We start from the raw sequence: 14,782 nt of genomic DNA on the forward strand, positions 1-14,782 counted from the left end.
GGTGGAAGGGCGCACGCAGGGACCTGGCGTTCCGGGCACACTCCCTCATCCGTCGCCGGGTTCGCCCAGCAGCGGCAGGCCCGCCGCGTACCGGCGGAAGAAGCCCGCGGTCGGGGTGTCGGCGCCGGCGACCTCCTCCGGTGTGCCCGCCGCGACCACTGCCCCGCCGTCCGGGCCCGCGCCCGGCCCCAGGTCGATCACCCAGTCCGCGGAGGCGGCGACGGGGATGTTGTGCTCGGCAACGACCACGGTGTTACCTGAGTCCAGCAGCAGGTCGAAGGCGTCCACCATCCGCTGGATGTCAGAGGGGTGCAGGCCGGAGACAGGCTCGTCGAGAACGACCAGTCCGGCCTTTCGGCCAGCCGCACCACGCTGGATAGCCGAGGCCAGCTTCAGCCGCTGCGCTTCGCCGCCGGACAGTTCAGTGGCGTTCTGGCCGAGTTGCAGATAGCCGAGGCCGACCCGGTCCAGGGCCTCCAGCGCTCCCGCCAACTGTCCTTGTTCCGTGAGACGTTCCACGGCTTCGGCGACCGTCAGTTCCAACACCCCGTCGATGGTCATCCCTTCGTAGGTGATCTCCAGGGCCTCCTCCATGTAGCGACGGCCCTCACAGGCGTCACAGACCACCCACACATCCGGCAGGAAGTGCATGTTCACCAGCTTGCGGCCGTAGCCGGTGCAGGGCTCGCAGCGTCCGCCGTTCGCCGTGTTGAAGGAGAACCAGGAGGCGTTGATGCCACGTTTGCGTGCCTCGTCGGTCTCCGCGAACAGCTTGCGTACGACGTCGAACGCCTTGCTGTACGTGGCAGGGGTGGACCGGGGGGTCCGGCCGATCGGCTCCTGATCGACCACTGCGACCCAGCTGAAGCCCTCGCCTCCGGTGACCCGGCGGACGGTGTCGGCCGTCGTTCCGTGCAAGGACGCCTCCATCCCGGCACCGATCGCGCCGAGCAGGCTGCTCTTGCCGCTGCCGCTGATCCCGGTCAGGCAGGTCAGCCGACCGATGGGGAAGCGGACCAGGCCCGCACTCACGTTGTGCGCGGACAACCCGTACAGCTCCACCCATTCGGTGCGGTCCCCGACCTGTCGGCGGGCACGGCGTAGTCGCGGCCCCTTCCCCGCCAGGAAGTGTCCGGTCAGCGACCGCGGATGCGCGGCGACGTCGGAAGGTCTGCCGGAGACGAGCACTTCGCCGCCGAGCCGCCCGGCATCCGGTCCCATGTCGATCACCCAGTCGGCGCGGCCGATCAGTTCCGGGTCATGCTCGACCAGTAGCACAGTGTTTCCGGCTGCCCGTAGTTCCAGCGCAATGTCGAGCAGGTGCGCCTTGTCCGCCGGATGCAGGCCGGTGCCCGGCTCGTCCAGGACGAAGGTGATGTCGCTGAGCTCGGTGCTGAGCTGGGCCGCGAGCCGGGTTCGCTGGAGTTCACCTCCGGACAGGGTGGCCGCGCTGCGGGACAACTGGACGTGGTTCAGGCCCAACCGGTCGAGCACTCTCAGCCTGCGTACCAGGTCCTGGAGCAGTGGCTCGCCCACTGCGCGCTGTCCGGTGCCAAGGTCGGCGGTGACCCGGTTCCCCCAGCCGCGAACCTCGCGGACATCGACTTCCAGCAGTTCGGGGTAAGTGAGCCCGCCGAGCCGCACCGACCGGGCCACGTCGTCGTAGCCGCTGCCGCCGCAGGTGGCGCAGGGCATCTTGCGCATGTACGGCAGATAGCGCTGCTTGGCGCTGGGCGTCGCAGCGTTTGCGAAGACCCTTTCCACCTCAGCGAGCGCTCCGCGCAACGGGTGGCTGGAGGTGTACGTCCAGCTCGACGCCTCGTTCTTGTTCGGCATGTCGACGGTGGCCTCGAGCTTCTCCTCCCCCGTGCCGTAGAGCACGTTGTGCCGGAATGCCTCGGGTAGCGACTGCCAGGGCCGCGCGAGGTCCACGCCGCGCTTGTCGGCCAGAGCGGGAATGAAGGCGTGTTCCCCGGAACGCCACTTCGCGTACCAAGGGGAGGCTCCCTCGAAGAGGGGCAGCTCCGGATGGGTGATGATCAGCTCTTCCCGTGCCCGCCACCGACCACCGACGCCGTGGCAGACACAGCAGCCCCCCTCCGGAGTGTGCCGGTCGAAGTGGGCCGTGGTGAGGTGGCCGTCGCCTGGCACCGCGTCCGGGCCTGTGCCTGGCAGCCGGGAGTAGAGCAGTCCGAGGTGGCCGTCGATGCCCGTGATGGTGGCAACGGTGGACCGGGGGTTGCGGTTGAGCCGGCGCTGATCGACGGCGAGGGTCGCGCCGAGGCCGACGACGCGGTCCACCTTCGGGCGGTTCTGCTGAGCGATGTACTGCCGGACGAACGGCGAGAGGCCTTCCAGGTAACGGAGTTGCGCCTCGCTGTGAATGGTGTCGATCGCCAACGAGGTCTTGCCGCTGCCGCTGACCCCGGTAAAAGCGACCACCTGCCTCTTGGGGATACTTACGGTCACATCGCGGAGGTTGTTGGTACGCGCCCCCACCACCTCGATGGTCTCGATGTCGTGCGCGAACGCTCTCATTCGTTCGGTCCTCTCCCGACGACGGCAGGAAGGAACTCCGCAGTTCGTCGTGCAGCAGTCCCCATCTATGTCGCTTCTGGTCATCGGTCAGACGCGGTAAGGCTGTAGGAGTTGGGCGAATCTCGCTCTCAACGAGGTGACCAGTCGGCCGTCGCGGTGAATGGCCCAGCTGATCATCGCCCCGTGATAGGTGATCTCGACCAACTCGGCCAAGGCATCGATGTCGGTCCCGGGCCGAAGTTCCTTGTTCGTTGTGGCCTCACGCAACCGTTCGACGATCTTGGCGCGCAGTCGGACAGCCCCGTCCCTGGTGGATGCATGGAACTCGCTGTCGGCAAGAGCGATCTGGAGCAGGGAAACCGAGTTGGCCATCTCCTCTGCCCTCGTCTCCGGCTCCACCGTATGCACCAGGCCGGCGATCAGCCGGTCGAGCGCCGGTCCGCCGGACGGAACTTCGTCCATGCCGCCCACCCAGCGCTCGAGCGCCCATCGGTCGGCGGCCAGCAAGAGTGCCCGCTTGGATCCGAATCGCTGTACCAGAGTCGAGGCCGACAACCCGACCTCGGCCCCTGCCGCGGCGAGGGTGAAACCTTCCGGGCCAATGCGCTGCACCAACCGGAGGACCCCGGCCAACACGGCCTCATCGCTCAGGTTCTTGACCCGAGGCATCAGGCACCCACGTCCGGGAAGCCGTCGTCGACGATCGACCGGCGGGCCTCGGCGTCGACGCTTCCCCAGTCCGGTGATCTCCCGTCGAGGTCCACCACCCCGTACTCGCGCATCAGGTCCCAGGAGCCGAGGCTGTCGCCCGCGAATCGGGAACGACCCGGATCCGCGGCCAGTGCCGCCAGTCCCCGCCCCAGCAGGTGCGGCGTCTCCGAATGCACAAAGAACCCGCCGCCGAAGTCCGCGGCGTCGTGCCAGTTCTGTTCCGTGACCCCGATGCGTTCGAGCATCGCCTCGGACCTGAGGAACCCCGGTGTCACGCTGAGCGCCATCGCGCCGCTGGGCGACAACTCGGCGTTGAGGGACCCGGCCAGCCTCACGACGGTGGACTTCACGATGTCGTAGGCGATGTTGCCGCGGTAGGGCACCTCACCCTTTCCGTCACCGACCTCGACAACCAGACCCCCATCGCTCTTCAACACCAGCGGGAGCAGGTGGTGGGAGGTGATGACATGGGTTTCCACCCCATTGCGGATCACGGCGAGGGTGTCATCGAGAGGATGCTCCCAGAGCTTCTTCTCCCAGTCGACCAGATGGTCCCCTCCCCAGACGTCGTTGACCAGAATGTCGACCCGGCCGTACTCGGCGCCAATCCGATCCGCAAGGGCGGCGACCTCTCCCGGCATACTGTGATCGCAGCGGACCGCTATGCCGGTCCCGCCGGCCGCGGTGACCCTCTCGGCGGTGCCCTCGATCGTCTCCGGCCGGTCCATGACGGATCGGCCTTCTCTCGTGCTCCGACCCGTGCCATACACCGTTGCACCCAGCGCGCCAAGCTCGATGGCGATCGCGCGCCCGGCCCCTCTTGTCGCCCCAGCCACCACAGCGATGCGATCGGACAAGTCATGTGTGATCATAACGGGATAATAAACGAACATCCATTTATATTCAACTCGACGGCCTGCCGACCAGGCCGATGCGATCGGGCCGCATGACCTGTGTTCGGCAGTCAGTTGTCGGGGAGCAGGCCGATCTGACGGTATAGCTGCCGGAGGTAGCGTCGCATCTCCGCACGATCGGGTGGGTCCGGCTGGAGTACCCGGTAGATGACGGCGCCGGCCATCATGTCGATCAGCACGTCCAGGTCGGTATCCGGTGGCAGCCTGCCCGCCTGTCTCGCCTGGTCGAGCATCGCGGTCGCGGCTTCCCGACGGGGCAGGATGTAGTGCTTCCAGTACGTCGCCATCAGCGCGGGGTGGCTCACACTCGATCCGAGGATGCGCGCGACCAAGGCACGGAACTCATGGCTCGCGGCAAGTTCGGCCGACTCGTCCAGCGTGTTCTCCAGGAGATGCTCGGGCTCCGACCGTTCCACTTCGGCGTTTGAGGGCCAGTCGCGACGGCTTTCGACCATCCACTCGATGGCGTGGGCGGCGAGCTCCTCCTTCGACGCCCACCGCCGGTACACGGTCACCTTGCCGACCCCGGCTAGCTTGGCGACCTGTTCGATGCTCATCCCCTCCATACCTCGTTCGATGAACAACTCCAACGCGGCCTGCAGGATCGCGCGGTCGACCTCCGGATCGCGTGGGCGGCCGCGACCACGCTGCTGCGTCACCGGGAGACCTGCCCGCGCTCCAGCGCGCCGTCCAGCCACCGCTCCAGTCCGGCGGTATCACTGCCGCGCCAGGCCAGGTGGGCATCCGGGCGTACGAGCATCGTCTGCTCGTCCTGGTGTCGAAGTATCCCGAGACGGTCGCCGAGTCGTTGTCGGGCGACGGTTTCGAGTTCGTTCGCACCGGCATGCGGTGCCAGAAGTGCCCAGTGCCCGCCGAGCTCGGCATGCAGACGTGTGGTGCCGCCGTCGGCACGTACGACCGTGCGGTCGGACAGGCGATCGCCCGGGCGGGGCTTGGCGCCGCGGCCACCCAGCGGTCCCTTGCGGTAGCTCACCCACAGCTGCGAGGTGGTGTAGGTCGTCCAGCGTTGAATACCCGCCAGGTTGAAGAGCCGCACGAGCACGCGGTCGCGTATGAACCGCCCGATCGGACTGCTGGCGATGTTGACCTTCGTGACGTTCGCGGTGCCGCGCAGCACCTCGGTCGCGAGTGGGCGGCGTTCGGCCTCGTAGGTGTCGAGCAGGGCCTCATTCGCCTTGCCCTGAACGACGAGCGCGAGCTTCCAGCCAAGGTTCTCCGCGTCGCCGACGCCGGTGAGCATACCCTGGCCACCGAACGGTGCGTGGGCATGCGCAGCGTCGCCGGCGAGGACGATGCGGCCGTTTCGGTAGCGGTCGGCCAGCCGACGATGGATGGTGAACTGCGAGACCCATTCGGCTTCGCCGATGCGTACCTGCCTACCGCTGCGCTCCGGCAGGATCTGCCGGAGCCGGTCCAGGATCTCCTGCTCTCCGGGTTTGTCGTCGCTGTGCCCCGGGTCGTACGCGATCAGCCGCCACAAGTTGTCGCCACCGCTCACGGGGTCGGGCATCGGCATCGCACCGAGCATGCCGGTCGGGTGAATCCAGCCGCTGGTTCCGCTGCGATCGAGGTCCCAGTCCAGGCGCAGGTCGGCCAACAGGAAACGCTCGCTGAGCTTGACGCCCGGGAAGCCGACTCCGGCCAGTTTGCGGGTCGTGCTTCCGGTGCCGTCACAGCCGATCACCCAGCCGGCGCGCATCACCTGTCCGTCGCCCAACGAGACGGTAACGCCGCCGGCGTCCTAGTTAATGTCGACGAGCGCGGTGTTCCACTCAGGTGCGCCACCGAGCTCGGCCAGACGGTCCCGCAGGGCGGCTTCGACCTTCGCCTGGGACACCACCATCGGCGGTGCTGCCGTCTTGCCACCAGGGTCACCGAACCTCAGCCTCATCACCGGACGATCACCCAGATATGTGGTGATCCGCATTGCCCGCAAGGACTCCTCGGGCAAGGTGCCAAGTGCGCCCAACCGGTGCAGTACCTCCGAGCCGCGAGCATGCAGGAAGTTCGCCCGGGAGGTGGTGGCGGGTCCGGGTGCCCGGTCGACAACGCGGACAGCGACTCCGTGCAGCCGTAGCCCGCATGCCAGCGTCAGTCCGGTCGGCCCAGCACCAACTACCAGAACCTCGGTGGTGTCCATCGCTGCTCATTTCATTTACGAAACCGTATCGATATTTAAAGATACTTCCTCAGTTTGGTTGTCATCCAGCGGGCGCCACCGCGGTGAGAGATGCACAACGTCAAGCCGGTCAAGCCGGTCAGGCGGCGACGGTCGCCCCAGTCCCCGCGCTGAGACACCCCGCCCCGAGCTGCTTCTGAATGGGCCGAGCACACCACCCTCGTCCGAGATGCTATGAGCTCTTCCACACATGCGGACCAACACGCAGGGCCTTGCTCTCCGCGCAGAGGGGTCAGCTATCCGAAGAACTATCTGAGGGCGCGGTCGAGGTTGTACGCGGCGCTGATCAGCGCAAGGTGGGTGAAGGCTTGTGGGAAGTTGCCGAGCTGTTCGCCGGTGGCGCCGATCTGTTCGGAATACAGCCCGAGATGGTTGGCGTAGGTGAGCATCTTGTCGAACGCCAGGCGGGCGTCTTCGACTCTCCCGGCTCGGGCGAGCGCCTCGACGTACCAGAAGCTACACAGCGACATGGTTCCTTCACAGCCGCGCAGACCATCCGGGCTGGCGCCGGGATCGTAGCGGTACACGAGCGAGTCCGAGACCAGATCGCTGGAGATGGCATCCAGCGTGGCCAGCCAGCGAGAGTCTGTGGGGGCGACGAACTTGACCAGCGGCATGATGAGCAGCGACGCGTCGAGCACATCGTCCTCGTAGTGTTGAACGAATGCCCGCCGTCGCGTTGACCAACCATTGGACAGAACCTGCCGGTAGATCGCGTCGCGCTGCCTCGCCCACTTGACCTCGTTGGCCGGAAGGCCGCGCTGCCGGGCGATTCTGATCGCGCGTTCGATCGCCACCCATGACAGCACGCGGGTGTACGTAAAATGCTTGGGTCCACCGCGGGTCTCCCAGATCCCTTCGTCGGCTTGGTCCCAGTGCTCGCACAGCCAGTCGACGGTTCTGGTGAGATCGTCCCAGAGGTCGATCCCGATGGGCTCACCGTACTTGTTATAAAGGTAGACCGAATCGATGAGTTCACCGTAGATGTCAAGCTGTCGCTGTGCGGCGGCACCGTTCCCGATGCGGACCGGTGCTGACCCGCGGTAACCCTCCAAATGAGTTAGTTCTGACTCCGGTAGATCTGCGCGCCCGTCGATGCCGTACATGATCTGCAGCGGCTCGGCCCCCGGACCACGCTGGTCTCGGAGCCGGTCGCCAAGCCAGCCCATAAATGCCTGTGCTTCCTGGGTGAACCCGAGGCGGAGCAATGCGTAGACCGAGAAGGCGGCGTCTCTGAGCCAGGTATGGCGGTAGTCCCAGTTGCGTTCGCCTCCGAGCCTTTCCGGAAGACTCGTCGTCGCCGCCGCGACGATAGCTCCCGAGGGGGCGTAGGTCAGCAGTTTCAGTACCAGCGCGGAGCGGTGTACGACCTCCCGCCAGCGCCCGGTGTAGCGTGATTGGGCGAGCCAACTCCGCCAGAACTGCACGGTCTGACGAAACAGCGTCTCGGCCTCCCGCGTGGGGCAGACGCGCGGCACGATGCTGCTGGTCAGCCTGTCAAGGACGAATGCTGCGGTCTCGCCCTCGCCCAACACGAATCGTCCAGTGACATCCTGATCGGATTGGTCCAGCTGGACCGTGGCCGACAGCGCCAGAGCCAGCGACGCCCCCTCGAAGATGGCGTGCCCGCCTTCGAAACGAAGCTTGTGCTGCTCGCGCCCGTAGTCGAAGCGGGGCGCAACCTCGATCGCGAAGGGCACGCTCCCCCGTGTGCACACGACACGACGGACCAGCCGGTGTCGCTCCACCTCCCTGACATCCCCCATGATGGGCATGAAATCCTGAATCTCGGCCACACCACCCGCCGTGAAGAAGCGCGTGATCAGAATATTGGTGTCCGGAAAATACAGCTGCTTGGACGTGATCGGCTCTTCTGGGCGCAACGCGAACCTTCCGCCGCGACGCGCATCGAGAATCGCGGCGAATACACTGGGAGCATCAAAGCGGGGACAGCAATACCAGTCGATCGTCCCGTCCGTGCCAACCAGTGCACACGTGCGTAGATCGCCGATCACGCCGTGGTCGGCAATCGGAAGATAGTCGTCGGTGACACGGGAATTACTACTGAAGGTTGCCATCGCTCTCGTCCTTTTTGGAAACTCCGACTGTCGCGGCAGGCAGCGATCAGGTTGGCCGTCGCCCCTCCCGTCCTGCAAGCCGCAGGCGACGCTGAGCACCTCTATCCCTAAGGCTGTCGGGCGCGCAAGGCCAGCTTCGCGCGAGCTCCCCTCAGTCGACGCTAGCGCGAAAGCCATGAAGCCATGGGCTGCCGGGTTTACCCGCATTAATGCCTACCCCTGCCAGCAGGTCCAGACCCGGTTCCAGCCTTGCCCGAGGCGGACAGCCACAGCTGTTAATAGATGACATGTCGTGCCACGACCGACAGCCCAAGCGAACCTGGTGCCAGCAGCAACACCGGGCCGGACGGCTTGCAGCGACGCGGATACATCGACCCCGGTGACCTGCCGCCGATCGTGTCGGCGGACAGTAAGCGTCGAACGTCGGTTCACAACGCCATCAGCCGGGACTGTCCGAGTCCCTTGGCGTTCCTCAGGTCGGCCAACCGCCGTAGGGAACCGTGAGGATCTCCAGGCCGTGCCCATCCGGGTCATCCCAGTACAGTCCGCGACCACCGTCGTTGGTGTTGGTCTCCCCCTCGACCTGGTGTGCAGGGTCGGCCCACCAGGTGAGACCGCGCTCCCGGATTCGGGCATGGATGGCGTCGAAGTCCTGCTCGGAGACCAGGAAGGCGTAGTGCTGCGGATGAGGCTCTCCGTGGTCGTCGGCGAAGTCGAGCGACACATCGTTGTCGACCTGCACGACGACGAACGGCCCAAAGACCGTTGGCTTCGGGAGACCGAGGATGTCGACGTAGAAGCCGGCAGAGGTGTGCTTGTCAGAACAGCGGACGATCGTGTGGTTGAGCTGGACGGTCATAACGGACTCCCTTCTCGCCTACAGTGTCCCGCTCCATTCGGGCGTCACGCCAGCGAAAGGAAGTCGCCCACCTCGACAGCGCTCCGAGGCCACGGACAAGGCCAACGAGGGCCCGAGCGGCAGGGCTCCCTCTCCGCTGTGACGAGACTGGAAAGGGGCACGACGCATGAGACGGTGTAGCTGGACATGCCACGGACGTCCAGGTGCGTGCACCTCATACCCACCGTGTCCTCCGCTTGGAAGCAGGACCGGCACTTCATGGTGTTGAACGCCCTGGGTGGACAGGGAGACTGGGGGTTAAGTTCAGCTCGTCACGGTATGGATCCCGTGCGGCCAAGTTTCTGGTGTCGCGCCGGATCCGTGGAGTCGTCGCCACGCCAACCCCGATCTAGCTTGGAACAGAGGTCCTTTACCGGCACCGGTTCCAACGAGAGGTCGATGATGAGAGATACCGAGCGTGCAGGCCCGGTGGGGTCTCTGCGGTTCCTGGTGTTCTCGGCCTCACTGCGATCAGGCTCGCTCAACACCACCCTGGCGAACCTGGCCGCCGAGATCATCAAGTCACAAGGCGGCGACGTCGATCTGGGCTCGATGTCAGACTTCGACACACCGTCCTACAACGCAGACGTGGAGCAGGCCGACGGCTTCCCTCCCGGCGCGGAGGAATTGCGCCAGCGGCTGGAGTTGTGCGACGCGTTCGTCATCGCATCACCGGAGCACAACGGCTCTGTACCCGGACTCCTCAAGAACCTGATCGACTGGGTGTCGCGCTACCGACCCCAGCCGTTCAACGAGCGCCACTGCCTGCTGCTCTCGGCTTCCCCGTCGATGGTCGGCGGCAACCGCGGGCTGTGGGCACTGCGGGTCCCCCTCGAGCACCTCGGCGCCCGGGTCTACCCGGACATGTTCTCCCTCGCCCAGGCGCACAACGCCTTCGACGACCACGGACACCTCACCAATGAGCAACTGCACGTCAGGTTCGAGTCCACAATCGTCAACTTCATGGACCTCGTCGAGGCGTCAACCCACTATCCGTGCATCAAGCGAGCCTGGGTGGAGTTCCTCGGCGAGCACCCCGACCCTGCAATCGACCGGGTGGACGACCATGACCCCCGCCAGTTGCGGGTGCCACACGGCTGACCCGGGACACGATGCTGATCAGACCCCGCACAGTTCCTGTCGCCGCATCTCCCCAGCGCAGGACGCGTTACCGCCTGGCGAAGAGAACGCACAACACCATCTACGCCGAACAAGCGCGGCGCCTCCCAGGCTTTGAGGCCTTGCCGAGTACGCACGCCAAACTGCTGAAGTTCGCACCATGGTCGGGGAGAGATCATGCCAAAGGCAGTCAGGTACGACGAGTTCGGCGGGATCGACGTGTTGCAGCTCGAAGAGGTAGAACGCCCGGTGCCGGGGACGGGCAGGTCCTCGTACGGGTGAAGGCGGCCGGCACCAACCCCAGCGAGGCGGTCATACGCACAGGGGCGGTGGCAGACCCGTTCCCGTCGACGTCCCGTCCGGGCAGGACAGCGACCTCGCCGGGGTCATCGAAGAGGTCGGCGCCGGGGTCGGCGGATTCTCTCCCGGCGACGAGGTGATCGGGTTCTCGAACAGGCGGGCCTCCCAGGCCGAGCTGGTCCTGGTCGAGGCCAGCGACCCCACGCGCAAGCCGAAGGAGGTCTCATGGGAAGCAGCCGGCGGCCTGTACGTCGCCGGCGCGACCGCGTGGGCAGCGGTCCACGCCGTCCAGCTCAACGCAACCCTTGAAGGCGACCCCAGCGGAGGATCAATGGGACGCGCAGGCCCCGTCGTACATCCAGCCCTTCCCCTCGGCCAGCGGAGCGTTGCACGCGGGCGAGCCCGCACAACTGGACAGTCCGCCGTTGTCGGACGTGAAGATCACAAGTTTGTTGTCGGTTTTGCCCGGCGCGGTCGAGGGCGGTGTCCAGGAGGGGTCCGATGTTGCAGTCGAGGTTCTCGAACATCGCCGTAGGCGGGGTCGGACTGTACGACTTGCCGCTGGACATACTTGGTGGCGCTGATGCCACGGCAGCATCGACTCACGATCGACCGCCGCGGTGGCCGATCGTTAGGTTGTGATCATGACGCCCCTGACCTCGCAACGCTGGCAGGAGACGCTCGATAGGCTGTGCCGCGTCCACTCGGTGCCCGGCGCGTCGCTGGCGGTGCTTGCCGACGGCGAGGTGCACACGGTCGCGGCGGGGGTCGTCAACACCGGCACGGGCGTGGAAACCACCGCCGACGCGGTGTTCCAGCTCGGCTCGCTCAGCAAGCTCTACACGACGACGCTCGTCGCCGGACTGGTCCAGGATGGCCGGCTGACAGCCCACACCCGGATCCGCGACATCCTGCCGGAGTTCCGCCTCGCGACCCAAGGAGCCGCCGACGCGATCACCGTACGGCAGATCCTCTCCCACACCAGCGGCCTCGACGGCGACTTCTACCGCGACACCGGTCGCGGCGACGACTGCCTGGCGCGGTACGTCGAGGAATGCGCGGAGCTGGACCTGGTACACCCTCCCGGTACGGCGATGTCGTACAGCAACGCCGGCTACAGCCTCCTCGGCCGAGTCGCCGAACGTGTCACCGGTCTCACCTGGGACACCGCCCTCAGTCGACGGGTGCTCGACCCTCTGCGCGTCACGCACACCGGCACTCTGCCCGAAGGCATGCTGCGCCACCGCGCAGCAGTCGGCCACGAGGACTCACCTCGAACACCCGTCGATCGACTGGTCCTGCCGCGTTCCACCGGCCCGGCCGGCGGGGTGTGGGCCAGCGCGGCCGACATGCTGGGACTCGTCCGGCTGCACCTGCGTGACCCGTCTCTCGCCTGGCTGCGTGAGCCGCACGCCGAGGTGCCCGACGAAGGCCGACCCATCCGAAGGGCCCTCGGGTGGATTCAGTACGACTGGGACGGCCGCGAGGTGTTCGGCCACGACGGCGAGGCGATCGGCCAGTACGCCTTCCTGCGGGTCGTGCCGGACCGGCAGGTAGCTGTGGCGCTGCTGACCAATGCCTACTCCGTTCCCCTGTACCTGGAGCTCTTCACCACCCTCCTCGCCGAACTCGCCGACCTGGCCGTGCCGCGGTTCACCGTCCCGGTCCCATCCCCAGAGATCGACATCACGCCCTGGGTCGGCACGTACCGCAACCTCACCCGCGAAGCCACCATCGAATCCCGCGGCGGTCAGCCCTGGGTCACGATGCGGTTCGCCAACGAATTGGTCACTGCCGGTTTCACCCAGCAGATCCGGCTGACACCAGTCAGCAAAACGCTGTTCGCGGACCGAACAGACGGGTATCCGCGCTCGTGGACCTTCCGGCACCTCCCCGACGGCAGGCCATACCTGCACCTCGGCGGACGCCTACTCCCCCGCGTCAGCGATTGACCCAAGCCCAAACCACGACGCATAGGCTGGAGTTGCCCCGCTTTGACGGACAGGGTTGATGGCTTGGTCAGGCTATCTGCGTGGTGACCTGCTCGGCGTTGGCGTGTTCGTACTCGGTGGGTGTCAGGTAGCCGAGCGCGGAGTGAAGCCGGGTGCCGTTGTACCAGGCGATGTAGTCGACGATTGCGTGGCGGGCGTGGGCTCGGGTGGGCCAGGGCTGGGTGTCGAGGCATTCGCCTTTGAGTGAGGCGAAGAACGATTCGGCCAGGGCGTTGTCCCAGCACTGCCGGTCCGGCCGACCGACAGCCTGACGTCGTAGTCGATGGCGAGGTCTGCGAAGGCGGCCGAGGTGTATTGACAGCCTCTGTCGGAGTGAAAGATCACCCCGGCGTGCGGGTCGCGGGCCGCGACGGCGTTGGTCAGGGCGTCGGCGACCAGGTTGGTGCGCAGGTGGTCGGCCATCGCGTGGCCGACGACCTTGCGGGAGGAGATGTCGATGACCGTGGCCAGGTACAGCCAGCCCTGCCACGTCGGCACGTAGGTGATGTCACCACACCAGCGGGCGTTGATCCTGGCGGCGTCGACGGTGAAGTCGCGGCGGATCAGGTCCGCCCGGGCCGCCGCATCCGGGTCAGGGATCGTGGTCTTCGTCCACCGCTTCGGCGTCCGCCCGGCCAGGTCAGCCTCGCGCATCAGCCGGGCCACCCGCTTCCTGCCGTGCCGCCTGCCGCACCGGGCCAGTTCGGCGTGGATCCGCGGGGCGCCGTATCGGCCCTTGGAGGTGGCGTGCAGCTGGCTGATCTGCTCGGTCAGTGCGACGTCTTCACGCGCTCGAGCGGAGGGCCGGCCGGTGCGGTGGGTGTAGTAGGCGGCACGGGAGACCTCCAGCAACTCACACGCCCGTTTGACGTTGTGGTCGCCGACTCCTGGCCGGGGTGGAGGAGCTGATGCGGGAACGCAACGTGTTCCGCGGCAAGGTGGTCTCGATCAGCCCGAACAGATCATTCGAGGAAGGGGCCGGCCCGATCTCGTTCCACCGACGGCCGAGTATGGGCCGGGACGCGATCGTGTTGCCGGACGGGCTGTTGGAACGTGTCGAGCGTCAGGTCCTCGGGGTGGCTCGGCACGGGGATCGGCTGCGTGCCGCCGGCCAGCAACTGCGGCGGGGCGTTCTGCTCTACGGCCCGCCCGGCACCGGCAAGACCCACACGCTCAGGTACCTGCTGTCCCGGCTGCCCGACTTCACGGTGGTGCTGCTCACCGGCACCAGTCTGGGGTTCATCGGCCCGGCGTGTGCCCTGGCCCGGATGTTGCAACCCGCGCTGGTGGTCCTGGAGGACTGCGATCTGGTCGCCGAGGCCCGGGACTTCGCCCCCGGGATGGAGAATCCGCTGCTCTTTGAGATGTTGAACGAGATGGACGGCATCGAGGACGACGTGGACGTGGCGTTCCTGCTCACCACCAACCGGGCCGACCTGCTCGAACCCGCACTCGCGCAACGCCCCGGCCGGGTCGACCTCGCGGTCGAGATCCCGCTACCCGACGCCGCCGGGCGGGCCCGGCTGCTCCAGCTGTACGGCCCCGATCTCAAGCTGCCGCCCGAGGTACTGGCCGAACTCGTGGCACGCACCGACGGGACCACCGCCTCCTTCGCGAAGGAACTCGTTCGCCGGGCGATCCTGCTGTCCGCCGAACGCGGCGCCGACGAGGCCGCAGCGGAGGACCTGCGTGCCGCCGCGGACGAACTACTGTCAGACCGCGACGCCCTCACCCGCCGGCTCCTGGGCGCCGCGGACGCCCCCGATCCGGAGCCCACCTACTGACCGTCTCGACCGGCCTCCGCCACCTGGAACCTGACCAAAGAACCGCCGTGACACCGCCCACCGATGGGCGGAGGGCTCAAGGAGATTCCGGCCGTCGAAGATCAGGGGGTTGCGCATCGTGTTCCGTACCGTTGCCCAGTCGACGTCCTTCAGCTGCGGCCACTCGGTGATCACCATCGCCGCGCCGGCTTACCGCACGCTGCTGACCGCGTTCGGCGCCGACCGTGCATTCCACCGGGCGTGCCATCC

Annotated in this window: 12 protein-coding genes and 2 pseudogenes; 3 read left to right on the forward strand and 11 right to left on the reverse strand. The window is 66.8% G+C overall.

Going from position 1 to position 14,782, the window contains the following annotated elements:
* Positions 1 to 45: 45 nt before the first annotated feature.
* The 8 genes and pseudogenes from F4554_RS18945 to F4554_RS18975 form a co-directional block, all read right to left on the reverse strand.
* Positions 46 to 2,538, reverse strand: a complete 2,493-nt coding sequence (locus tag F4554_RS18945; protein WP_179788797.1) for an excinuclease ABC subunit UvrA — start codon at positions 2,536 to 2,538, stop codon at positions 46 to 48.
* A gap of 87 nt (positions 2,539 to 2,625) precedes the next feature.
* A complete protein-coding gene (locus tag F4554_RS18950; RefSeq protein ID WP_179788798.1) occupies positions 2,626 to 3,207 on the reverse strand; it encodes a TetR/AcrR family transcriptional regulator in 582 nt (193 codons plus the stop codon).
* Positions 3,207 to 4,142: an SDR family oxidoreductase gene (locus F4554_RS18955; protein ID WP_238341343.1), complete on the reverse strand. Its 936-nt coding sequence runs from the start codon at positions 4,140 to 4,142 to the stop codon at positions 3,207 to 3,209. The genes F4554_RS18950 and F4554_RS18955 overlap by 1 nt, the downstream gene beginning before the upstream one ends.
* Before the next feature lie 71 nt (positions 4,143 to 4,213).
* A complete protein-coding gene (locus tag F4554_RS18960; RefSeq protein ID WP_179788799.1) occupies positions 4,214 to 4,822 on the reverse strand; it encodes a TetR/AcrR family transcriptional regulator C-terminal ligand-binding domain-containing protein in 609 nt (202 codons plus the stop codon).
* On the reverse strand, positions 4,819 to 5,301 hold the full coding sequence (locus F4554_RS33685) for an aromatic-ring hydroxylase C-terminal domain-containing protein (RefSeq protein WP_337796305.1): 483 nt from the start codon (positions 5,299 to 5,301) through the stop codon (positions 4,819 to 4,821). Before F4554_RS33685 ends, F4554_RS18960 begins: the two co-directional genes overlap by 4 nt.
* Before the next feature lie 3 nt (positions 5,302 to 5,304).
* Positions 5,305 to 6,324, reverse strand: a pseudogene (locus tag F4554_RS18965) (FAD-dependent monooxygenase); the annotation flags it as partial.
* 287 nt (positions 6,325 to 6,611) lie between these two features.
* Positions 6,612 to 8,441, reverse strand: a complete 1,830-nt coding sequence (locus F4554_RS18970; RefSeq protein ID WP_179788800.1) for a glycoside hydrolase family 15 protein — start codon at positions 8,439 to 8,441, stop codon at positions 6,612 to 6,614.
* Positions 8,442 to 8,913: 472 nt separating this feature from the next.
* Positions 8,914 to 9,300 carry a VOC family protein gene (locus F4554_RS18975; protein WP_179788801.1) on the reverse strand — a complete coding sequence of 129 codons (387 nt, stop codon included), beginning with the start codon at positions 9,298 to 9,300 and terminating at the stop codon, positions 8,914 to 8,916.
* Positions 9,301 to 9,738: 438 nt separating this feature from the next.
* Here F4554_RS18975 and F4554_RS18980 point away from each other — a divergent pair, with 438 nt between their 5' ends.
* On the forward strand, positions 9,739 to 10,440 hold the full coding sequence (locus F4554_RS18980) for an NADPH-dependent FMN reductase (RefSeq protein ID WP_202889362.1): 702 nt from the start codon (positions 9,739 to 9,741) through the stop codon (positions 10,438 to 10,440).
* Positions 10,441 to 11,402: 962 nt separating this feature from the next.
* On the forward strand, positions 11,403 to 12,710 hold the full coding sequence (locus F4554_RS18985; protein WP_179788802.1) for a serine hydrolase domain-containing protein: 1,308 nt from the start codon (positions 11,403 to 11,405) through the stop codon (positions 12,708 to 12,710).
* A gap of 67 nt (positions 12,711 to 12,777) precedes the next feature.
* On the opposite strand, the gene F4554_RS34075 is transcribed toward F4554_RS18985, so the two are convergent.
* Positions 12,778 to 13,071, reverse strand: a complete 294-nt coding sequence (locus tag F4554_RS34075; protein WP_420360756.1) for an integrase core domain-containing protein — start codon at positions 13,069 to 13,071, stop codon at positions 12,778 to 12,780.
* A pseudogene (locus F4554_RS18990) lies at positions 13,005 to 13,601 on the reverse strand (IS3 family transposase); the annotation flags it as partial. The pseudogene F4554_RS18990 and the gene F4554_RS34075, both read right to left, overlap by 67 nt.
* 56 nt (positions 13,602 to 13,657) lie before the next feature.
* On the opposite strand from F4554_RS18990, the gene F4554_RS18995 reads away from it, so the two are divergent.
* Positions 13,658 to 14,533, forward strand: coding sequence for an AAA family ATPase (locus F4554_RS18995; RefSeq protein WP_179788804.1), 876 nt, complete (start codon positions 13,658 to 13,660; stop codon positions 14,531 to 14,533).
* Here the strand turns inward: F4554_RS18995 and F4554_RS34080 are convergent.
* Positions 14,462 to 14,710, reverse strand: coding sequence for a hypothetical protein (locus tag F4554_RS34080; RefSeq protein WP_420360728.1), 249 nt, complete (start codon positions 14,708 to 14,710; stop codon positions 14,462 to 14,464). The genes F4554_RS18995 and F4554_RS34080 overlap by 72 nt on opposite strands.
* Positions 14,711 to 14,782: the final 72 nt, after the last annotated feature.

This window comes from Actinopolymorpha rutila (assembly GCF_013407855.1).
In the GTDB taxonomy this organism is placed as follows: domain Bacteria; phylum Actinomycetota; class Actinomycetes; order Propionibacteriales; family Actinopolymorphaceae; genus Actinopolymorpha; species Actinopolymorpha rutila.